The organism is Geminicoccus harenae, assembly GCF_019800005.1.
Taxonomy (GTDB): Bacteria; Pseudomonadota; Alphaproteobacteria; order Geminicoccales; family Geminicoccaceae; genus Geminicoccus; species Geminicoccus harenae.
The window spans coordinates 209,209-230,331 of sequence record NZ_JABGCL010000003.1; the positions used below are offsets into that span (position 1 = coordinate 209,209).

General features: G+C 69.6%; 19 protein-coding genes. 5 read left to right on the forward strand and 14 right to left on the reverse strand.

The genetic code is table 11. The features are described 5' to 3' along the window. Nucleotides 1-12: 12 nt before the first annotated feature. From HLA95_RS03665 to HLA95_RS03675, 3 genes are all read right to left on the reverse strand, one after another. Nucleotides 13-1,887, reverse strand: coding sequence for an asparagine synthetase B family protein (locus HLA95_RS03665; RefSeq protein WP_222182436.1), 1,875 nt, complete (start codon nucleotides 1,885-1,887; stop codon nucleotides 13-15). 1 nt (nucleotide 1,888) lies between these two features. Then, complete coding sequence (locus tag HLA95_RS03670; protein ID WP_222182438.1) at nucleotides 1,889-3,115, reverse strand: glycosyltransferase family 4 protein; 1,227 nt, start codon at nucleotides 3,113-3,115, stop codon at nucleotides 1,889-1,891. A 213-nt stretch (nucleotides 3,116-3,328) separates the two neighbouring features. After that, the gene (locus tag HLA95_RS03675; RefSeq protein WP_222182440.1) at nucleotides 3,329-4,312 is read right to left on the reverse strand and encodes an MBL fold metallo-hydrolase; all 984 of its coding nucleotides are present in this window, start codon (nucleotides 4,310-4,312) and stop codon (nucleotides 3,329-3,331) included. Between the two features lie 120 nt (nucleotides 4,313-4,432). Between HLA95_RS03675 and HLA95_RS03680 the strand changes: the two genes are divergently transcribed. After that, the gene (locus HLA95_RS03680) at nucleotides 4,433-5,041 is read left to right on the forward strand and encodes a TetR/AcrR family transcriptional regulator (RefSeq protein ID WP_223861505.1); all 609 of its coding nucleotides are present in this window, start codon (nucleotides 4,433-4,435) and stop codon (nucleotides 5,039-5,041) included. Between the two features lie 24 nt (nucleotides 5,042-5,065). Here HLA95_RS03680 and HLA95_RS03685 read toward each other — a convergent pair whose 3' ends face one another. The 6 genes from HLA95_RS03685 to HLA95_RS03710 all read right to left on the reverse strand — a co-directional run bounded on the left by HLA95_RS03685 (nucleotide 5,066) and on the right by HLA95_RS03710 (nucleotide 10,859). Continuing rightward, nucleotides 5,066-6,370: a TRAP transporter large permease gene (locus HLA95_RS03685; RefSeq protein ID WP_191059627.1), complete on the reverse strand. Its 1,305-nt coding sequence runs from the start codon at nucleotides 6,368-6,370 to the stop codon at nucleotides 5,066-5,068. After that, complete coding sequence (locus HLA95_RS03690; RefSeq protein ID WP_191059626.1) at nucleotides 6,367-6,849, reverse strand: TRAP transporter small permease; 483 nt, start codon at nucleotides 6,847-6,849, stop codon at nucleotides 6,367-6,369. The genes HLA95_RS03685 and HLA95_RS03690 overlap by 4 nt, the downstream gene beginning before the upstream one ends. A gap of 103 nt (nucleotides 6,850-6,952) precedes the next feature. Next, on the reverse strand, nucleotides 6,953-7,942 hold the full coding sequence (locus HLA95_RS03695; protein WP_222182443.1) for a TRAP transporter substrate-binding protein: 990 nt from the start codon (nucleotides 7,940-7,942) through the stop codon (nucleotides 6,953-6,955). Between the two features lie 205 nt (nucleotides 7,943-8,147). Beyond that, nucleotides 8,148-8,954, reverse strand: coding sequence for an ABC transporter permease (locus HLA95_RS03700; protein WP_191059624.1), 807 nt, complete (start codon nucleotides 8,952-8,954; stop codon nucleotides 8,148-8,150). 1 nt (nucleotide 8,955) lies between these two features. Further along, nucleotides 8,956-9,825 carry an ABC transporter permease gene (locus HLA95_RS03705; RefSeq protein ID WP_191059623.1) on the reverse strand — a complete coding sequence of 290 codons (870 nt, stop codon included), beginning with the start codon at nucleotides 9,823-9,825 and terminating at the stop codon, nucleotides 8,956-8,958. Next, a complete protein-coding gene (locus HLA95_RS03710) occupies nucleotides 9,822-10,859 on the reverse strand; it encodes an extracellular solute-binding protein (protein WP_191059622.1) in 1,038 nt (345 codons plus the stop codon). Before HLA95_RS03710 ends, HLA95_RS03705 begins: the two co-directional genes overlap by 4 nt. 104 nt (nucleotides 10,860-10,963) lie before the next feature. Between HLA95_RS03710 and HLA95_RS03715 the strand changes: the two genes are divergently transcribed. Beyond that, a complete protein-coding gene (locus tag HLA95_RS03715; protein ID WP_191059621.1) occupies nucleotides 10,964-12,280 on the forward strand; it encodes an aspartate aminotransferase family protein in 1,317 nt (438 codons plus the stop codon). Nucleotides 12,281-12,304: 24 nt separating this feature from the next. Here the strand turns inward: HLA95_RS03715 and HLA95_RS03720 are convergent, their stop codons facing one another. Beyond that, on the reverse strand, nucleotides 12,305-13,375 hold the full coding sequence (locus HLA95_RS03720; RefSeq protein ID WP_222182445.1) for an ABC transporter ATP-binding protein: 1,071 nt from the start codon (nucleotides 13,373-13,375) through the stop codon (nucleotides 12,305-12,307). Nucleotides 13,376-13,588: 213 nt separating this feature from the next. Here HLA95_RS03720 and HLA95_RS03725 point away from each other — a divergent pair, with 213 nt between their 5' ends. Then, nucleotides 13,589-14,488, forward strand: a complete 900-nt coding sequence (locus HLA95_RS03725) for an NAD(P)-dependent oxidoreductase (RefSeq protein WP_222182446.1) — start codon at nucleotides 13,589-13,591, stop codon at nucleotides 14,486-14,488. 108 nt (nucleotides 14,489-14,596) lie between these two features. Here HLA95_RS03725 and HLA95_RS03730 read toward each other — a convergent pair whose 3' ends face one another. Then, nucleotides 14,597-15,886, reverse strand: coding sequence for an ADP-dependent glucokinase/phosphofructokinase (locus HLA95_RS03730; protein ID WP_222182448.1), 1,290 nt, complete (start codon nucleotides 15,884-15,886; stop codon nucleotides 14,597-14,599). A gap of 158 nt (nucleotides 15,887-16,044) precedes the next feature. On the opposite strand from HLA95_RS03730, the gene HLA95_RS03735 reads away from it, so the two are divergent. Together HLA95_RS03735 and HLA95_RS03740 are read left to right on the forward strand one after the other, a co-directional pair. Then, nucleotides 16,045-16,863: a DeoR/GlpR family DNA-binding transcription regulator gene (locus HLA95_RS03735; RefSeq protein ID WP_191062232.1), complete on the forward strand. Its 819-nt coding sequence runs from the start codon at nucleotides 16,045-16,047 to the stop codon at nucleotides 16,861-16,863. A gap of 128 nt (nucleotides 16,864-16,991) precedes the next feature. After that, nucleotides 16,992-18,437: a mannose-1-phosphate guanylyltransferase/mannose-6-phosphate isomerase gene (locus tag HLA95_RS03740; protein ID WP_222182450.1), complete on the forward strand. Its 1,446-nt coding sequence runs from the start codon at nucleotides 16,992-16,994 to the stop codon at nucleotides 18,435-18,437. 474 nt (nucleotides 18,438-18,911) lie between these two features. On the opposite strand, the gene HLA95_RS03745 is transcribed toward HLA95_RS03740, so the two are convergent. From HLA95_RS03745 to HLA95_RS03755, 3 genes are read right to left on the reverse strand one after another with little or no spacing between them, the layout of a single operon-like run. Further along, nucleotides 18,912-19,427: an NUDIX hydrolase gene (locus HLA95_RS03745; RefSeq protein ID WP_191061960.1), complete on the reverse strand. Its 516-nt coding sequence runs from the start codon at nucleotides 19,425-19,427 to the stop codon at nucleotides 18,912-18,914. A gap of 4 nt (nucleotides 19,428-19,431) precedes the next feature. Beyond that, nucleotides 19,432-20,199, reverse strand: coding sequence for a nucleotide-binding protein (locus HLA95_RS03750; RefSeq protein WP_222182452.1), 768 nt, complete (start codon nucleotides 20,197-20,199; stop codon nucleotides 19,432-19,434). Further along, nucleotides 20,196-21,122, reverse strand: coding sequence for a flagellar biosynthesis protein FlhF (locus HLA95_RS03755; RefSeq protein ID WP_222182454.1), 927 nt, complete (start codon nucleotides 21,120-21,122; stop codon nucleotides 20,196-20,198). The genes HLA95_RS03750 and HLA95_RS03755 overlap by 4 nt, the downstream gene beginning before the upstream one ends. Between the last annotated feature and the right edge of the window lies 1 nt (nucleotide 21,123).

A 21,123-nucleotide genomic window follows, 5' to 3' on the forward strand; every position in this document is an offset into this window, starting at 1 on the left:
ACCGGCGCGGGCTCAGGCCGCCTGCCGCTCCGGCAGGGACGCCTCGCCATCATGATGGACGCGCAGCCAGGCTTCCAGCACCGCCATCGCCCAGAGCCGGTGCGAATGGTTGTGGCGCTTGGCACGGTGCTCGTCGATCAGCCGCTGGACGGCGGCCGGCTGGAACAGGCCGCGGCGGCGCACCGCATCCGGCGAGAGCTGGCCGGACACCCACTGCCAGAGCGGGCCGGTCTCGCGCAGCCAGTTCTTCATCGGCACGGAATGGCCGAGCTTGTCCTTGCGGTGGTTGATGATGTCGGGGAGCACCCCCTCCATCGCCTGCCGGAACAGCCGCTTGGTCCGCTCGATGCCTTCCAGCTTGAGCCTGGCCGGGATGCGCGCACCGTATTCTACCAGGGCCCGATCGTAGAAGGGCAGGCGGTACTCGATGCCGAAATGGCGCAGCAGCATCAGCCGGCTGAAATAATAGGTCGAGGTGGTGGTGTAGTCGGAATAAAGGTGCGGCGAGAGCCCGTCGTCCGGACCGTCATAGCCCTGGTATGAGGCGACCACGCTGGCGAACGGGTCCTGGCCGCGGACCAGGCCCTGTGCCGATGGGGTGAGCAGGGCCGGGAAGTCGTCCGGCGCGTAATAGGCGCGCCAGCGGAACGGGCCGATCGCCTTGGGTAGTCCGGCAGCCGGCAGGATCCGCTTCAGCTTGACCTTCAGGTCGCGCTTCTGGTCGCTGTCGGAGAACAGGTTGAAGGCGCCGGTCAGCGCCTTGTGGACGAATTGCGGGACCGGCAGCGAGTCGTAAGGGGCCAGCAGCTTCTGCGCCGCATAGACCGGATGGCTGGCCCAAAGCTCGTCGCCGCCGTCGCCGGTGAACAGGAACGGCACCTTGCCCGAGGCGGCACGGGCCACGATCCAGCTGCCCTCGTTGATGCCGACATCGGTGAACGGCACCTCGGAGGCGGCCGAGACGTCCGCGACGCTCAAGGCCTCCGCCTCGCCGTAGCGGACGGTCTCGTGCTCCGTGCCCAGCTCCTTGGCGAGCTGCGCGGCATAGTGGGATTCGTCGAACCCGGCACCCGCGCAGGAGAAGGCGAAGCTCCGGATCGTGCCGGGCTCGTGCCGGCGCAGGAAGGTAACGGTCGAGCTGGAATCCATGCCGCCGGACAGCATGATGCCGACGGGCGTGGTGGTCATGCGCCGGACCACGGCGGCTTCCAGCAGCTCGCGGAAGTTCCGGGCGATCTCCGCCTCGTCGGGCGCCACCGGGTCGGCAAACGACAGGCGGTACCAGGCCTGCTCGGTAGCCTTGCCGCTGGCGAGCTCGATCGTGACGTGGCTGCCGGGTGCCACCCGGCGCACGCCCTTGTCGAGCGTGGCCGTGCCCGGCACGTAGCAATAGGTCAGGAACTCGGCGAGGCCCAGCCCGTCCAGCCCGCCAGCCAGGAGGCCGGTGGCGCGCAGGTCGCGGATTCGCGAGGCGAACAGCACGCCGTCCGGCCGCTCCGCCCAGAACAGCGGCTCGGAGCCGAACCGGTCGCGCACCAAGACGAGCCGCCGCGCCGGGGCGTCGTACCAGGCCAGGGCGAACACGCCGTCCAGCTCGTTGAGTGCCGCGGTGCCGCGCTCCTTGAGCCTGGCCAGCACCCGGCCGGCCAGATCGCCCGCCGCCTCGTCCTCGCGCGCACTAGTGAGGATCGGCCGGCCGGACAGGGCCAGCCAGGAGCCGCTGGCCGCGTCCTTTGCTACCCGGTCCAGCGCGTCGAGTGCCTGGACCTGCCAGGGCAGCACGGCCAGTGCGGCACCGTCCGCCTGGAGCAGCCGGGCGCCGTCCGGGCCTGCCGACCATTTCTGGTCCTGGCGCCTGGAGAGAGCGCCAGTGGCACCGAGCAGCATGTCAGTTTCTCCCGCCGGCCGTGGCGGCACCGACCGGTGCGGCCTGGGCGAGGCTGCGATACATCCGGGCAAGGCCCGCGGCGTTGGCGCGCACGCTGTGGCGGTCCGCCACCTCGCGCGCGGCGGCAGCACGGCGCGCCCGGTCGCCCGGGTTGTCGATCATGTCGATCATCGCCGCCGCCAATGCCGCCTCGTCGTCCGGCTTGACCAGCACGCCGGCCGCCGAATGGGCCAGCAGCTCCTTCTGCTCGCCGAGATCGGTGGCGATCGCCGGCAGGCCGTGGGCAAAGCCCTCCAGCAGGTGCACCGAGCTGAACCGCTCGTTCTGGAACGGCACCACCACCGCGTCGGCAGCGGCCATGTAAGCGGTCGCCTGGTCGAGCTGCTCGATCAGGTCGACCCGCTCGCCGATGCCGAGCTCCGCGATCAGCTTCTTCAGCTCGTTCAGCATGTAGTCCGTGTCACGGATCCAGCTGATGCCCTCGTATTCCTTGGGCGTGCGGTGGTAGTAGGTGGGCTTGTAGACGAAGGCCAGCCGGGCATCCGGCCGCTCGGCCAGCACCTTCGCGAACGAGCGCATCAGATGCTCGTTGCCGCGCTCCGGCCCGAGCTTGGTCAGGCAGATGAACACCTTCTCGTCCATGCCCCAGCCGAGCTCGGCGCGGGCGGCTTCCCGGGTCACCGTGCGGGCCGCCTCGAAGCGCGACTCGGGGATGGCATGGGGCATGATCGACAGGCGATCCGCCGGCAGGCGGCGCACGTCGCGCATATAGTCGCGGCACATCGGCGAGGCGGCGAGGGCATGGCCGGTGGAGGAGGCCAGCAGCCGGTCGGCGACCTTCAGATAGGTGGGGTAGGGGAAGTAGATCTGCGTGTCGAAGTCGTGCACGACGGTGGGCACGCCGTTCAGCTTGCCGGCCATCCGCCCGAAGGTCGAGGCCGCGTAGCAGAACAGGTGCATCACGTCGATCTCGTGCTTCTTGCACAGCGAGGTGATGGTCGTGAGGGTGGTGAGGTCGTACTTGCCCTTGTTCAGGTTGACGACCTTCATGGGCGCCGTCTTGAACAGCTCCACCACCTCGTCGCTGGCGCGCAAGAAGTAGGGGAAGACCTTCACCTCGGCGGGATCGAACATCGGCGCCAGATTCATGAATAACCGGCCGCCGCCATGTAGACTGCCGTCATAGCAGACGTGGTCGATCAGCCAGAGCACGTTGATCGGCGCCATCTTTCAGTCCCGGCAGTAAAGTTTCTATCGAAGCGGCGAAGCGTGCATGCCCTGTTCCGGCGAAGCATCCGTCGCGGCCCGCAGCACCGACGCTCTATTAATGGCGCAGGGGCACTAAAGCAATCACGCCGACATCCGCGATGCATCGAGATACGAGAGTGGTGCGGGTTCGACCCAGTCCCGGCCGGTGCCTGGCGCCGATGCGCCGGAGGCCTACCAGTGCCACTCCACCGGAACCCAGGCGTACTGGCGCCCGTCGCGCACGATGTGGCCGAGGCCGGGGAAGGGGAAATGGGGCACCAGGACCAGATGGCGGTCGATCGCGGCCTGGTCCAGCGTCCGGCGCCGGATCGCGACCGCCAGCACCGGGTCCTGGTCGAAGCCGACATGCCATTCCGGATGGCCCAGGCCCAGCACGTGGTGGTGCACGATGTCGGCGACATAGAGCAGGTGCTCGCCGGCCGATTCGATCAGGAAGGTCAGCTGGCCCGGGGTGTGGCCGAACGCGGCCCGGGCGACGATGCCGGGCAGCACCTGGTAGCCCGGCCGCACCAGCCGGAGCCGGTCGGCCATGGCGGCGAGCTGGCGGCGGATCGGCGGGACCCGCGCGGCGGGATCCCCGAGCCCGCGTTGGTCCTGGGCAGCCCGGCCGGTCCAGTACGCCCATTCGGCCTCGCCCACCACATAGCCGGCGTTCGGGAAGACCCGCTGCCCGTCCGGGTCGAGCACGCCCATGACATTGTCCTCATGGGCATGGGAGATCACGACCGTGTCGATCTCGGCGGGCTCGACCCCGGCCCGGCGCAGGTTGTCGGTGAGCCGGCCCAGCGCCGGCCCGAGATAGGGGCCCGCACCGGTATCGATCAGGACCTTGCGGCGGCCGTCGTCGATCAGCAGCGCGTTGACCTGGAGATCCACGGCCTGTGGCGAAAGGAACCTGGAGCGCAGCATGGCCGCGAAGTCGGCAGGCGGTGCCTCGGGCGCCAGCATTGGCTGGGCCGGTTCGGCGTGGAACACGCCATCGCTCACCGACATCATGGCGAGCTCGCCCAGGCGGAAGCGATAGAAGCCCGCCCCCTGCAGGTCGCCCTGCGCGGGTGCGGCTGCCGCCCGTGCCGGCCCGGCCTGGAGCGATGTGGCCGCGAGCGCACCGGCGCCTGCGAGAAGGCCGCGGCGCGACGTGCCGGCGACGTTCATGGTGACACTCCAGCCAAGGTTATGTGCCGGCCGTTATGAAACCCGCATTGCCAGTGTCAACCAGTTTTGTTACGAGCGTCACAAATCCACTGCGGTAGGGGGAGCACCGCGTTGGAAGCCGTGCAGCAGCGCAACAAGGGTGGGCGGCCACGCAAGTTCGTGCGCGAGGAGGCGCTGGACCGCGCGCTGGCGCTGTTCTGGGAGCGGGGCTACGAGGCCACCTCCATGGCGGACCTGGCCCTGGCCATGGGCATGCACAGTCCCAGCATCTATGCGGCGTTCGGCTCGAAGGAGGATCTGTTCCGCGAGGCTGCCGCCCGCTACGAGCAGCGCTTCGCCTCCCGGCTGAACCGGCTGCTGGAGGAGGCGCCCACCGCCGTCTCGGCGATCCGCGCCTTCTTCACAGAAGCGATCGAGACCTATGTCGAATGCGCTCGGGGCTGCTTTCTCGTCATGGCGACGGCGAACGGTCCTGCGGACAGCGCGGTAGTCCAGGAGCGCCTGGCAGGTAAGCGGGAGCGGGGGCTGCAGGCCATCCGTGCCCGGCTGGAGCGCGGGCGCCGCGAGGGCGACCTGGATCCCTCCTGCGATGTCGACGCGCTGGCCGCCTACGTGATCACGGTCGCCCAGGGCCTCGCCATGCAGGCGCGCCAGGGCGTGCCCAGGGAAACGCTGGCATTGGTGACGCAGACTGCTCTTGCCGGGATCGAGCGGCATGGCTGGCCATAGGCGAACCTATGGCCAGCCCTCCGGTCAGTTGACGAACTGCGGCATCATCAGGCGCGGCAGCCATAGCGAGAGCGCCGGGATGAAGACGACGAGCGCCAGGATCGCCAGCATGGGCAGGAGGATCAGCGCCACGTCCTTCAGCGCTGTCTTCACCGGAATCTTCGCGATGGCGCAGGAGATCAGCAGGCACAGGCCGTAGGGCGGCGTGACCAGGCCGAAGGCCAGGCTGATGATCCCGATCATCGCGAAGTGGATCGGGTGCATGCCGACTTCCTGGGTCACCGGAAAGAGGACGGTGCCCAGGATGATGATGGCCGGGATCGCGTCGATGAAGCAGCCGATGATCAGGAACGCGATCGCCACGGCCAGGCCCATCTCGACGACCCCCAGGTCCAGGGCCTGCACCACGCTGATCAGGGCCGCCGGGATCTTGAAGTAGGCCAGCGTCCAGCCGAACGCGCTGGCGGTGCCGATGCAGAACAGGGCGATCGCGGCGAACCGGCCGGTGTCGTAGAAGACGTCCGCGATCCGGCGGGGGCCGGTGGTGCGGTAGACGATCATGCCCAGCGCCAGCGCGTACAGGGCGGCGACCACCGAGGCCTCGGTCGGCGTGAAGAAGCCGCCGACGATGCCGCCGACGATGATCACCGGGGTCAGGATCGCCAGGAGCGCGCCAAGGAAGGCGCCACCGAGCTCGGCGAGCGTGGCACGGCGGTGCAGCCCCATGCCGTGGCGGCGGGCATAGACATACACGGCCACCATCTGGGCCAGGCCGATCAGGATGCCCGGAATGATGCCGGCGATGAACAGGCCGCCGATCGAGACCGACATCAGCCCGCCCCAGACCACCATCAGGATCGACGGCGGGATGATCACGCCCATCACCGAGGAGCAGGCGGTCACGGCGACCGAGAAAGAGGCGGAAAAGCCTTCCTTCTTCATCTGCGGGATGAGCAGGGAGCCGATGCCGGCCGCATCTGCGGTGGAGCTGCCGGAGATGCCGGCGAAGAACATCGAGACCACGATGTTGACGTGGCCGATGCCGCCTGGGAGATGGCCGACCATGGCGCGGGACAGACGAATCAGCCGGTCGGTGATGCCGGCCGCGTTCATGAGGTTGGCGGCCAGCAGGAAGAACGGGACGGCCAGGAGCACGAAGGAGTTGTAGGAGCGGAACATCTCCTGCAACGCCAGGACCGGGGTCAGGCGCGGCTCCAGGAAGAAGATCGGGATGCAGGAGAGCAGCAGCGCGAAGGCCACCGGGACCCGCAGGATGATCAGCAGGAACAGCAGGCCGAACAGGATGGCGGCGACGAAACCCGGCGTCATGCTCGTGCACCCCGCATGATGGAGATCTCCTTGGCGATCTTCTCAGCGAGGAACAGGACCGAGACGACCCCCATCATCGGCCAGGCGACGAAGATCCAGTTCATCGGCAATTGCGCGATCTCGGAGACCTGGAACCAGCCGAACAGGAGGAACCGCCAGCCATACCAGATGAAGATGATGGCCGCGATGAAGATCATCAGGTGGACGAAGATCCGCTTGGCGGCCTCGACCTTGGGGTTCGGCGATTCCGGCAGGACTTCGAGGTCGAAATGCGTGCCGTCGCGCACCGCGCACATCGCCCCGATCATGATCATCCAGACGAAGCAGAACCGGGCGATCTCCTCGGTCCAGATGTAGCGGGGGATGAAGTCGACGAAGCGGGCCAGGATCTGCATCGTCACCGGCACGAGCAGGCCGGCGACGAGCAGGGCCAGTGCCAGCTTGAGCACGAGGTGAATGGCGTCGAGCACGCGGGTCATCAATGCCCTCCGAGGCGGGAGCAGGTGCAGGGCGGACCGGACGGCAGGCAAGCGGCCGGGGCCATGCGGGCCCCGGCCTGGTCACGTTCCGCCGAGCGGCAGGTCACTGAACGGCCTGGACCGCCTTCAGCACGTCGGTGGCGCCCAGTTCCTCGGCATAGGCCTCGATGACCGGTGTGGCCGCCTCGATCATCTTGTCACGCTCGGTGAACTCGTGGGTCGTGAGCAAGCCCTTTTCCACCAGCGCCTGGATCTTCTGGGAGTCCTCGCTGCTCTCCGCGTCGCGGGCGAACTTCGCGGCCTCCGGGCCGGCCTGGTCGATGCACTGCTGCAGCTTCTCGGGCAGGCGCTGGTAGGTCTTGTTGGAGATGAACAGGGGCCTGATGGTGATGGCATGCTGGGTCAGCGAAAGTTGCGGGCCGACCTCGTAGAACTTCATCTGCTCCACGCCGGCCGCCTCGTTCTCGCCCGCCTGGATCACGCCGGTCTGGATGCCGTTATAGATCTCATTATAGGCGATCACCGTCGGTGCCGCGCCCAGCGCGTTGAAGACGCTGGTCCAGATGGGCGCCCCCTGCATGCGGATCGATAGCCCCTTCAGATCCTCCATGGTCGTCAGCGGCTTGGTGGCGAAGATGTTGCGCACGCCACCGCCGCCATAGCCCAGCAGGCGGATGTCGGCCTTTTCCAGGATGTCGTCGGCCACGGGCTGCATGGCATCCGTCTCGAGCACCTTGTTCCAATGGTCCAGGTCACGGAACAGGAACGGCATGTCCATCAGCGGCGCCATCTGCGAGAAGGTCGACATATGCGCCGGCGAGGCCACCGCATAGTCCACCGAGAGGCCCTGGTTCATGTAGGCCACATAGTCCTTCTCGAGGCCCAGCTCGGAATTGGGATGCATCTCCCAGGTAATGGGCTCGTCCGTGTAGCAGGCGTTGACCAGTTCCTCGAACTTGCGCATGTGCCTAGTATAGACATGGTTCTCGTCGAACTGGCTCGCACCCACCAGGGTGATGTCGGCCTTTGCCGGGGTGACCGCCACGGCATTGACTGCGAGTCCCGCAACACCGGCCAGGCAGACCCCGACCATCTTTGAGATTGTGCTGAAATTCTTCATGGTTCTTGCCTACCCTGAGCAAAGTCGTACTGAATCGGTCAGTCGAACGACTTGCGACTGCGGCACAGTATCTTGCTGCGCCGTCCCATTGTCATTTCAGGTATAGCCGTTGACCTGATGAGGTCAACGGCACCCCTCGCGGATTCGTGATTCCGGTTGCCGGCATCGCCTCGCTGGCTCAGCCCAGCGCCTTGCGGACCGTGCCGGTGCTCCGCATCAGCAGCGCCAGCGCGCCGACCGTGATGATGCTGAAGCCGATCAGCAGCGTCGCGATCGCGGTGATGGTCGGGTTCACCTGCAGGACCAGCTCGTTGAACATCCGCTTGGGGATGGTCTCGATTCCGCCGGCCAGGAAGATGGTGACCACCACCTCGTCGAAGCTGATCACGAAGGCGAAGATCCAGGCCGCGCCGGCGCTGGGGGCCAGGTTGGGCAGGAGGACCCGCCGGAACATGGTGGGCCAGGAGGCACCCAGCGTGAGTGCCACCTGCTCGATCCGCAGGTCGAAGCTGCGGATCGCCACGGTCATCACCAGCACGACATAGGGGATCGCCAGCACGGTGTGGCCGACGATCAGGCCGAACAGGGTGCCCAGCAGGCCGAGCTTCGCGAAATAGATGTAGAGGCCGACCGCGGTCACGATCTGCGGGACGATCAGCGGCGCCATCACGTTGCTCTCGACCAGGGCACGGCCGCGGAAGCTGCCGCGCACCAGGCCATAGGCGGCGATGCTGCCGATCAGAAGCGCCAGCGTGCTGGCGATCAGCGCCACGACGATCGAGTAGCCGGCCGCCACCAGCCAGCGGCCGTCGCCGAAGAAGGCTTGGTACCAGCGCAAGGAGAAGCCGGGCGGGGGGAACTCCAGCGAGCTGGCGCTGGAGAACGACATCGGCACCACGATCACGATCGGCAGGCACAGGAACAGCAGCACCGTGATGCCGGCGAGCGTCAGGAGCAGGCGGGGCAGGTGGCCGGGTTCGGTCATCTCAGTTCCCCGCCTGGCGGCTGAGGCGGACATAGAGCAGGTGCAGGAGCACGGTCAGGATCAGGAGGATGATGGAGATCGCCGAGGCCAGCTCCCAGCGCGGCAGGCGGTTGATCAGCATGTCCAGCATGTTGGCGACCATCGGCACCCGGCCGCCGCCCAGGATCGCGGGCGTGACGTAGAAGCCGAGGGTGAGGATGAACACCAGCACCATGCCCGCGGCCAGGGCCGGCACGGTGAGCGGGAAGAACACCCGACGGAAGATCGTCCAGCGCGAGGCGCCGAGCGTTTCCGCCGCCTGCAGGATCCGCCCGTCGATCCGGATCATCGCGGCATAGAGCGGCAGCACCAAGAAGGGCAGCAGGAGGTTGGTGGTGCCGATCACCACGCCCAGGTCGTTGTAGAGGAAGGCCACCGGCTCGCTGGCCAGGCCCAGGTCCATGAGCCCCCGGTTGACCACCCCGTTATTGCCCAGCACCACGATCCAGGCATAGGAGCGCACCAGGATGCTGACCCAGAACGGCAGCACCACCAGGGTGAGCGCCACCAGCCGCGCCGTGCCGCTGAGCGAGCGCAGCCAGTAGGCCAGGACATAGCCCAGCACCGCGCAGGCGACCGTCGCGATCGCGGCGATCCGCAGCGTGTTGAGGATCACCTTGAGATAGACGGGGCGGGTGAAGAACTCGATGAAGGGCGCGAACATGCCCTTGGCGCTGGTCAGCGCCCAGCCGAACATCATCAGGACCGGCACGTCGAACGCGACCAGCAGGAACAGGCTGACCGGCAGGGCGAAGCCGAGCCCGGTGGCGCCGAGGCGGCCCGCACGCGCGGACCGCCCCGGACGGATCGAGGCAGTGGGAGACTGGGTCACAGGGTCAGCTTGAATTCCTGCCAGCGCTGCTCGACCTCGTCGGCATTCTCGAACCACCACTGGCCGTCATTGAACATCTGCACGTTCTTGTTGGCGGTGGTGGTCGGGAACTCGCCGATCCGGTCCTGCGGCAGCAGCTTCTCGAGGTCGGGGCTGGGGCCGGTGTAGGAGACCACCTCGGCGGCCACGGCCTGGTTCTTGGCGACGCTCATCTCGTGCAGGAGGCCCATCGCCGCCTTCTTCAGCTCGGGATCCACGCCCTTGGGCACCACGAAATAGGCGAGGTCGAGCAGCCCCTGCTGGTAGGTGAACTCCATGCCCGGCGCACCGGCGACGCGGCCGGACCAGCCCGCCGCATACTGCACCTCCTTGTCCTTGAGCAGCTGCGGCGGCTGCGCGCCCGCCTGCCACCAGACCGACACGCTGTCCTTGATGCGCTCCAGCGACTCGAAGGCCTTGTCCAGGTCGATCGGATAGATGTTCTCGATCGAGCTGCCGGCGGCGAGTGCTGCCATCGGCAGGATATAGGCGGCGTAGTCCGGCAGGGTCCGCTTGCCGGACAGCGCCTCGGGATCGAAGAACTCCGCCCAGTCCTTGGGCGCCCGCTCGCCCTCGCCCCAGGCCATCACCGTGGAATAATACTGGTAGCCGAAGCCGTACTCGTGCTTCGCCTCGTCGAACATCGGGTCGGGGTTCACCACGTCCCAGTCGATCGGCTCCACCAGGTCGAGCGCCACGGCCTGGTAGAGTTCCGGGCTGCTCACCTCGAGCAGGGGAACCGAGCTGTCGCCGGATTCGACCAGGGCGCGCAGCTTGCCGAGCCCGCTCGGGCTCTCGCGCAGGACCCTGGTGCCGGTCTGCTCGGTGAACGGAACGATATAGCCCTTCTCGATCGATTCGCCGGACGTACCGCCCGCCTCGATCATCCGGAACTCGCCGGCCGCGGCCCGCGACGGGCCGGCGCGCAGCCCCAGCGCCGACAGGGCGACCAGCCCTGCCGAATTTTTCAGCAATTGCCGCTTGGTGAAAATCATCTCGGCCTGTCCTTCCCCGCTACTTCGGTTGAGGCTAATGGATGGTCGAACATCGTGCCAGCCGCTGTGAAAGCCGGCTGGCCCAGGGAGCGAATGAAAACGACATGCCGATCGAGCCCGCCCGCCGCAACGCGACGCTCCAGAGCGCAGTGGAAGATGCCGAGCGCCGCTATGTCGCGGCGAACCCCAACAGCCGGGCGCGCGTGGAGCGGGCGGAGGCCGTCATGCCGGGCGGCAGCACGCGGACCATCCTGCATTTCTCGCCCTTCCCCCTGACCATCGTCAAAGGCGTCGGAGCCACGCTCCACGACGCCGATGGCCATGTCTATCTCGACTATCTGGGCGAGTACACGGCAGGGTTGTACGGCCATTCCAACCCGGCGATCCTGAACGCGGTCCGGACGGCACTCGACAGCGGCATCACGCTGGGCGGCCCGAACCTGTACGAGGCGGAACTCGCGGCGCTGATGTGCCAGCGCTTCCCCTCGCTGGACCTGGTGCGCTTCTGCAATTCCGGCACCGAGGCTAACCTGAACGCGTTCTGCGCCGCCCGCGCGGTCACCGGCCGTGGCAAGATCCTCCTGTTCAACGGCGCCTACCATGGCGGCTGCTTCACCTTCGCGAACGGGCCGGGCGCCATGAACGCGCCGTTCGACGTGGTGCTGGCGGACTACAACGATCTCGACGGCACCCGCGCCCTGATCCGCGCCCATGCCGAGGACCTCGCGGCCGTGGCGCTGGAGCCGATGATGGGGGCGGGCGGCGCCATCCCGGCCGGGCCCGAGTTCCTGGCCATGCTGCGCGAGGAGACCGAGCGCCACCGCATCGTGCTGGTGTTCGACGAGGTGATGACCTCGCGGCTGGCACCGGGCGGCCTGCAGGAGGCCACCGGCGTGATCCCGGACATGACCACGTTCGGCAAGTATCTGGGCGGCGGGCTGACCTTCGGCGCGTTCGGCGGCAGGCACTGGATCATGGACCGGTTCGACGCCCGCAAGCCGGGCGCACTCGGCCATTCCGGCACCTACAACAACAACGTGCTGACCATGGCGGCCGGGGTGGCGGGCCTGCGGGAAGTGTTCACGCCCAAGGCCGCGATTGCGCTCAGCGAAGCCGGCGACCGGCTGCGCGCCAGGCTCAACGCTGTGTTCCAGGAGCGGCGGGTGCCGTTCCAGGTGATGGGGCGAGGCTCGATCAACTGCGTGCATTTCCACGACCGGCCGATCCGCCGCCCGCAGGACGCGCCGGCACGGCCCGAGCTGCAGACCCTGTTCCAGCTCGAGATGATCGAGCGCGGCATCTACCTGGCGCGGCGCGGCTTCATCACGCTCTGCCTGCCGCTCACCGAGGCCGACCACGACCGGTTCGTGGCCGCGGTCGAGGATTTCTGCGACGTGCACGGGGCGATCCTCCGCCAGTAGCGCCGAAGCCGGCGGACATCCGGGTCAGTGCATGCCCGCGGCGGGCGGGATGATCCAGCCGTCCGCCGGCGCCCAGCCGAGTGCCACCCGCTCGCCCCGGCCAAAGCGTGCCATCCGGTCGGCACTCTGGGCGACGATCCGCTGGCCGCCCGGGCCTTCCAGCACGTAGCGGACCGACTGGCCCAGATAGATCGCGTCCGTGACGGTGGCGGCCAGGCCCGGCGCGCCGGCGGGCTCCAGCCGGATCCGCTCGGGCCGGACCAGGAGGTCGAGTTCCGGTGCGCCGCGGCCGTCCGGCAGGGCCGGGCAGGGCAGGAGCTGGCCGTCCCCCAGGCGCAGCCGCATCTGCCCGCCCTCTTCGACCGGTCGGCCGGTGAAGATGTTGGCCACGCCCAGGAAGTCGGCGACGAACCGGTTGGCGGGATGCAGATAGGCATCGGTCGGGGTCGCCACCTGCTGCACCCGGCCATGGTCCAGCACCATGAGCCGGTCGGACAGGGACAGCGCCTCCTCCTGGTCGTGGGTCACCAGCACGCTGGTCAGGCCCAGCGACTTCTGCAGTTGGCGCAGCTCGATCTGCACCTCCTCGCGCAGCTTGCGGTCCAGGGCACCCAGGGGCTCGTCGAGCAGCAGGATCGAGGGACCGAACACGATCGCGCGGGCCAGCGCCACCCGCTGCTGCTGGCCGCCGGAGAGCTGGGATGGCCGGCGCTCGGCAAAGCCGCCAAGGCGCACCATGCCCAGCGCCTCGCCGACCCGGCGCTCGATCTCGCTGCGCGGCAGGCCGCGGATCGAGAGCGGGAAGGCGACGTTGTCGAACACGCTCATGTGCGGGAACAGCGCATAGCTCTGGAACACCAGGCCGATATTGCGCTTGGCCGGCGGCACCCTGGTCACCTCCTGCCCGGCCATGCTGATCCGCCCGTCCGACAGCTCGGTGAGCCCGGCGATCAGGGTGAGCAGCGTGGTCTTGCCCGAGCCGCTGGGCCCGAGGATGGTCAGGAACTCGCCGTCCTGGACGTGCAGGTCGATGTCGTCCACCACCGTGACGCCGCCATAGCGCTTGGTGACGCCGCGCAGTTCGATGTCGCTCATCTGGGCTCCTGAGGCTGGACGAGGGTGCCCGGCCTTAGCTGCCGGAACTGGTTGGCGGACGGGGCAGAACAGCGGATCCACGATCCGGCCGGCTGGGCCGCGAGCCGATGCACGGCTGCCATGGATGGCCTCCGGCGGGTCGTGCGGCTAGCTTGCCGGCGGATGAGAACCACCGCCTGCCTCGTCAGGGCCAGTTTTCCAGGGAGTGACGCATTGAGCAACGGCAAGCCAAGCATCGGATTCATCGGCCTCGGCCTGATGGGCGCGGCCATGGTTGAGCGGCTGCAGGGCCTGGGCTACCCGATGACCGTGATGGCCAACCGCAGCCGGGCCAATGTGGAGGCCGCGGTGGCGCGCGGTGCCACCGAGGTGGCGACGGCGCGCGAGGTCGCTTCTGCCAGCGACATCGTCATGCTGTGCATGGACACCTCCGCTTCGGTGGAGGCCCGGATGTACGGGCCGGACGGGGTGATCGCCGGGGTGCGGTCGGGGGCGCTGGTGATCGACTTCGGCACGTCTCTGCCGGATTCGACCAAGCGGATCGGGCCGGCCGTGGCCGAGCGCGGTGCCACCTACATGGACGCGCCGCTCGGGCGCACGCCCTCGCATGCCAAGGAGGGCAAGCTCAACATCATGGCCGCTGGCGACGAGGCGGCATACCAGCGGGTCCTCCCGGTGTTCCGCGACCTGGGCGAGAACGTGTTCCATGTCGGCGAGCTCGGTGCCGGGCACACGCTGAAGCTGATCAACAACTTCTTCGCCATGACCACGGCCTGCGGGATGGCGGAAGCCTTCGCCATGGCCGACCGGGCGGGGATTGCCCGCGACCGGCTCTACCAGGTGATGTCGGCGGGCCCGCTCCGCTCGGGCATGATGGACTTCGTCGCCGCAAACGCGCTGGAGGGCGACCCCAGCAAGCTCGCCTTCTCGATCGCCAACGCGCGCAAGGATGTCGGCTATTACAGCCGGATGGCCGAGGACCTGGGCGTGCCGACCATCATGTCGGTCGGTGCCCGCCAGGCGCTGGGGCTGGCGGTGGCCCAGGGCCAGGGTGACCGGATGGTGCCGGAGATGGTCGACTACCTGGCCGGGCTGTTCGGCGGCAAGCGCTGAGCCAAAAAAGGGAGCGCCTCTGGTTGGAGGCGCTCCAGTTGGGAGGTCGTCCCGTAAGACGACGTCGGGAGGACCGGCCGGGCAGCGCAGGGGTGCCGGCCGGCCTCGTCAGGTCTGGCCGAGCACCAGGAGGGTGCCCGCCAGGAAACTGTCCCCGAGCCCGATCGTGGCGGCTGGCCGGCGCAGCCAGGGCGTGGCGCAGGCCGCCAGGTTCCAGCGGCCGAGTGTGCCGACCGGCGGGCAGGGGGGCGGCTGGAACATTGCCCCTCGCGGCACCTGGTCGGGCACCCGCACCTCGCCATGCCAGGCCCTGGTCGAGGCCAGCAGCGAGCCGGCCATCAGGGCCTGCAGCTCCGCCTGCGGATCGTCTCGGGTCACCGCCAGCGCATAGGTGTCGTAATGGACCGCCACCCGGTCCACCGCCATGCGCTCTGCCAGCTCCACCGCGCGCTCGGGCACCGGGCGGCCGTCCGGCAGGAGTGCGTCCAGCTCTGACAGGCTCAGCCCCAGCGAGCTGGCGGGCCCCCGCAGGCCATCCATGACCTGCCAGGCCGTCGCCATGTCGGGAAAGTCACCGAGCTCCAGGTGGATGAGGCGCAGGCCGGCCGCACGCCAGGCCGCCGCCAGCTCGTTGGTATGCGCCAGCGCCGCAGCGAGCTGGTCGGGCGGGACCTCGTTGTAGCCGGACAGGATCGCGGCACCCGCTTGCCCCGCGAGACGGCGGCTGTGCGCCTCGAACCAGGGATCGTGCTCCAGCGGGTCGTCGGCGAAGCGGCAGATGATCCGCGACGAGCGCGGCAGGGCCCGGCCGCCCACCTCGCTGTCGGCGGCGAACTCGATGATGTAGTGGGCGGGCTTGCCAGGAATTGGCCCGCCTGCCACCGCGGCCACGGGTACCGGCCCCTCGGCCAGCGCCACGCCGACCTTTGGATGGAAGCGCTCCAGTTGCCGGGCACTGCGGTCGCCCACCGTCACCAGCGTCGGTGCCCCCAGCGTCGCCAGCACCTGGGCCGCCTGGGCGCCGGTGCCGCCCAGCCCCAGCCGGGTCGGCAGGTTGGCATCGAGCCAGGCCGGGCCTTCTGGCCAGTCGACATGGATCTCGCCGCCGACCCCGCGCCAGGCCCGTTCCAGTACCTGGCGCGCCAGCCGGCCGGCCGGCCTCGCCGGGTCGGCCTCCAGCAGCGGCCGGGCCTCTTCCAGGCGGATATAGGCATCGACGCAGGTGCTGAAGCCGCACAGCGTGACCGGCGCCCGGGCAGCGAGTCCCGGCAGCTGCCGCACGAGTCCGGCATAGGCGCTGTGCCAGTCGACTGGTGCTTGCGGCGCCCGCAGGTCATGCGCTGGCGCCGCCGCCACCCCCGTATGGTCCGGCAGGTCGGGATCTCGAGATTCCGGCAAGATCCGGCCTCCCCGACCGGCATGCTCCGCTTAGCCGGCCGCACGTTCCGGTGCCGGTCGCCTTGGGCGCAGCTTCATGCAGTTTTATGCTCTTTTCAGCTGGAATGTAGCGGTCCGCCAGTGGCGGCGTCAAGCTGGCCCGCCTATGGTCGCACGTCATGAACGATCGCCAAGACGCAGCGGCAGGCGAATCCGACCTCCGCGACACCCTGCCGGCCAAGCGCCGGGCCGAGCTCGTCCGCCTGGTGCGCGCCCGCGGCCAGGTGACGGTGACCGAGCTGGCTGCCCTGTTCGACATCTCGGTCGACACGGTGCGCCGCGACCTTGACCAGCTGGCCGAGCGCGGCCTGCTCGCCCGCACCCATGGCGGTGCCGTGGCGGCGGGCGACCTCGTCACCCAGGACACGCCGTTCATCGACCGGCTGGTGCGGCAAAAAGGGGCCAAGGCCCGGATCGCCCGGGCGGCGGCGGCCCTGATCGGCGACGGTGAGACCTTGCTGATCAATGGCGGCTCGACCACGCGGGCCGCCGCCGCCGAGCTCGGCCTGCGCCGCAACCTGACGATCGTCACCAACAACCTCGCCCTGCCGCAGATCCTGCCGCCGGACGCCTGCCGCGACGTCTATGTGATGGGCGGCCATTACCGCCACGAGGCCCAGGTCACGCTGGGCGAGGTGCGCTTCGCGTTCGCCGCCGGCATCAACGTGGACACCGCCCTGATCGGCATTGGCGGGATCAGCGCCGAGCGCGGCCTGTCCACCACCTCGATCGCCGAGGCGGTGATGATCTCGGAGATGATGAAGGTCGCCCGCCGCTCCGTGGTGCTGGTGGATTCCAGCAAGTTCGGCCATGATTCCTTCGCCACGATCGGGCCCCTGGCCCGGATGCATGTCCTAGTCACCGACGAGGCGCCCGGCGCAGAGCTGGCGGCGGCGCTTGCCGAGAGCCAAGTGGACGTGGTGGTGGCACCCGGCTGACCTGCCGGCCGGGCAGCCGTCCGCCGCGCTGCATCGGCCAGAAGCGCGCAGTGCTGCAACCTGTCCGTTGACCCGCCATGGCCGGGTCGCTAGCGGCGAACCATTGGCAAGGCGAGACATTGCTGCACATGGTTGATCCGATCGTCGTCCCCGTGGTCCTCGCGGGTGGCTCCGGCACCCGGCTCTGGCCGATCAGCCGGAGTTCCTACCCGAAGCACCTGGTGGAGATCCTGGGCGAGGAATCGCTCCTGCAGGCGACGGTCCGGCGTGGCCTGGCGCTGGCACCACCCGAGCGGATCCTGACGGTGGGTGCCGCCGCCCAGGCCTTCCTGATCGGCCGCCAGCTCGGCGAGCTCGACCCGGCGCTGCGGGCCGGGCTGGTGCTGGAGCCGTCCGGCCGCAACACCGCGGCAGCGATCGCGCTCGCGGCCATGGTCGCGGTGGCGCGCGGCCTGGGCGACGCGGTGCTCTGGGTCTGCCCCTCCGACCATCTGATGCGCGATGCCGAGGCGCTGCTGGGCGCGGTGCGCGCAGGCGCACCCGCGGCGGCCAGGGGCGAACTCGTGACCTTCGGCATCCACCCGTCCCGGCCGGAGACCGGCTACGGCTATATCCGTCTGGGTGACGCCGACCCTGACCTGCCGGCGGTGCGCAAGGTCGCGCGCTTCGTCGAGAAGCCGCCGCTGGCCGAGGCGGAGGCGATGCTGGCGGAAGGCGGCCATGTCTGGAATTCCGGCATGTTCCTGTTCCGCGCCGACCGCCTGCTGGAAGAGCTCGGGCGGTTCGAGCCGGAGCTCCTGGCCGCGGTGCAGCGCGCATTTCCCCCTGCCGGTCACGCGACCGATGGAGCGCCAGAGCTGGCGCCGGAGGCGTCCGCCTGGGCTGCCGTGCCGTCCGTGCCGATCGACAAGGCCGTGATGGAGCGCTCCGAGCGGGTGGTGTGCGTGCCCTGCGACCCGCAATGGTCCGATGTCGGCTCCTGGCAGGCCATCTGGGAACTCATGGACCAGGATGCCCGGGGCAATGCCACGACCGGCGACGTCCTCCTGGCGGATGCGGACGACAATCTGGTGCGCTCGGAGCGACGCCTCGTGGCGCTGGCCGGCGTGCGTGACCTGGTGGTGGTGGAAACCGCGGACGCGGTGCTGGTCGCCGACCGCGCCCGCTCTGAGCAGGTGAAGAACCTGGTGGCGGCGCTCACCGCTGCCGGCCGCCGCGAGGCGGTGGTGCATGCCAGCGAGATCCGGCCATGGGGGCGGCTCACAGCACTGGCCGATGGTCCCGGCTTCCGGGTGCGCGAGCTGATGGTCGATCCCGGCGCCCGGCTGTCCCTGCAGCGTCACCCCGAGCGGGTCGAGCACTGGGTGATCGTGGCCGGCCAGGCCTCGGTCGAGCTGGACGACGACGTGCGCCGCCTGCGCCCCGGTGCCGTGGTCACGGTCCCCGCTGGCGCCGTCCACCGCCTGTCCAATCCGGTGGACATGCCGCTGCGCCTGATCGAGGTGGCGCTCGGCACCGACCTCGACGACACCCGCACCGAACGGCTGGACCCGCCCGAGACCGGCCACGGCTGACGGCGGGCAGCCATGGCCGGTCGATGACGCGGCCGTGCTGCCGACCTGACGACATCCCGGGCGGCGCTCCTTCCTGACCCGGGAAGTGGCTGCTGCCCATAGTCCATCCCGGCGACTGCGGGTCAGCTCCCACGGCGTCATGGTCCCAACGCGGCCTTGGGCCTGCCGCTCAGCTATGCCGCCACCGCCAGCCGAAGGATCCGCCCATCGGCCGCGGGCAACCCGTACAAGAGCGCCGGCACATGGCAGACGGGCGGTGCCGGGTCGGTCGGCTGCCGTGAAGCTGGCCGCTTCGACACGAGGTACATCTCGAGGTGGGGAAGACCAGCCGGCCGTGACGCCAGCGGCATGGTCACAGTCCAGCCGCATTCGGCCGTATGCGCCTGCCCAACGGGATGCGGGATCGGCCGTGTCCGCCGCCTGGATACCACCAATGACACCGGGCCCATCACCGTCCTCGGCCACGGCTGCCGTTCAGCACTGGCCTGCGTCGTCGCGCGCCGCCAGTTCCGGCTCTGTCCGGCTGTCCAGCCAGCCGCGCAGCACCGGATGCAGGCCCGGCTGGGCCCGCAGCTCGGCCGGCTGGTGCCATGACACGGCCACGACCTCCGCGCCGTCCGGAGAAAGGGCCGGCTGCTCCGGGAGCTCCGCCTCGAACAGATGGACCCGCAGGCTGCGCCGCTCATGGACCAGCTCCTGCACCGGCAGGACGCGCAGCCGGTCGGGCGGCAGGACGAGGCCGACCTCCTCGGCAAGCTCGCGCACCATGCCTGCCCTGGGATCCTCGCCCGGGCGAAGCCCGCCGCCTACCAGGCCCAGGCCCTTGCGGAACGACTGGTGCACCACCAGGACCTGGCCCTTTGCCACGATCGCCACCGCCACCCCGGTGGCGCTGGGCCGGGTGAGCCACCACCAGGCGCGGGCGAGCGGGAAGCCCGCGCGATAGACGAGGCGGCGCAGGAGGTTGGCGAGCGGTCGGGCCCTCGCCATCGGCTCAGGCCGGTGCCTGCTGCCGGCTGCCGAGGCTGCTCATGAGCCCCTGCGCCAGCCGGGTGATGTCCTGCGCCACCCGGCTGTTCGGATGGCGGGTCAGGAGCGGGGTCTGCGCCTTGAGCGCCTCGGCGACCCGCGGGTCACGGTGCACGACCCCGAGCAGCCTCGGTTCGCGCGCCAGGAAGTGGGCGCACACCCGCCGCAGCACGCCGTAGGTGGCCCGGCCCTCGGTCTCGGTTTCCGCCATGTTGACGATGATCTGGTGCTCCTGCCGCTCGCGGGCGACCTTGATGAACGCATAGGCATCCGCAAGGGCGGACGGCTCGTCGGCGGTCACCACCAGAGCCTGGTCGGCCAGTGCCGCCAGGCGACGCACCGACCGCTCCAGCCCGCCGCCGAGATCCAGGATGGTGACCTCGAACCGCGCAGCCAAGTCCAGCAGGTCGCAGCCCAGCCGGTCCATGGCCTGGTCCGTCACTTGGCCCACCAGACCGCTGCCGGACCGGCCGGGCACCACGGTGATCCCGCTGCGGGGATCCTGGACCAGGGCATCGGCGAGGCCGGCCCGCCCGGCCAGCACGTCGGCCAGATCGGTGCGCCGGGCCAGGCCCAGATGGAGGTCGACGCTGGCGGCGGTCAGGTCGGCATCGACCAGCAGCACCGAGCGCCCCGCCTGGGCCAGCGCCTGGGCGATGCCGACCGCCAGGAAGGTCCGCCCGACGCCGCCCTTGGCCGAGCCCAGGGCAATAATGGGGTTGCGCGCGCTCATCGGCCGTCTCCCAGCTCGGCCTTGCTCATCAGGAGCCGTGCCAGGCCGATCGCGGTGAGCGGCTTCAGGCCGCTGCCGATCACCGGCCCGATCCCCGCGGCGACCAGTGCCGGCCCCGCCTCGGCCGCGGCCAGCACCCCGCCCAGCCGGCGCGCATTGTCCAGGCGCGAGATCACCATGCGCCGGCAGCCGATCGCGGCGAAGTTGCCGGCGACGTCCCGGGCCTCGCCGGCCGAGAGGCCCGCCGGCAGGACCAGCAGGAGCTCGGCACGCATGGCGGACGCGAGCTCGGCCAGCCGCATCATCTCCTGCGACTGGAACGGGTTCACGCCCTGGCTGTCCACCAGCAGCGGCCCTTCGCCCTCGCCGGCGACGAACGCGCGGGGATCCAGGCCGGAAGGCTGGATCTGCAAGGGACGCAGGAGGTCGGCCAGCTGGGCCAGGCTGCCGGCCTTGGCGCCGTCCGCCGACAGGACGCGCGGGCGGCGGTCCGCCAGCACGAGAGCAGTCGCGAGCTTGGCCACGGTCACCGACTTGCCGGCCCCGTTCGGGCCCACCACCATCAGGACGCCATTGGATGCGGTGAGCTCGCCGAACGGCAGCACCGCCTGAAGCGCCTGGCCCAGCGCCTGCACCGGGTCCTGCCAGCGCTCGGCGCGCACCGCGGCTAGAAGCCGCTGGACCAGATCGGGGGCGGTCTCGTGCCAGCGCAGCCCGTCCTGGATCCGCGCAGTGTCGGGTTCCGGCAGGTCGGTCCGGAGCAGCTTGTCGAGGTCGAGGCCGGGATCGGGCGCCGCGGCGGTCACGCTGACGCCGGTGCGGTCCTCGCGGGTGGCGATGATCACCGCCTGCTCGCCCAGTTCGGCTGCGACACGCGCGATCGCTTCCGAGGCAGACGGGGCATGGAATACGCGGAGTAGCATG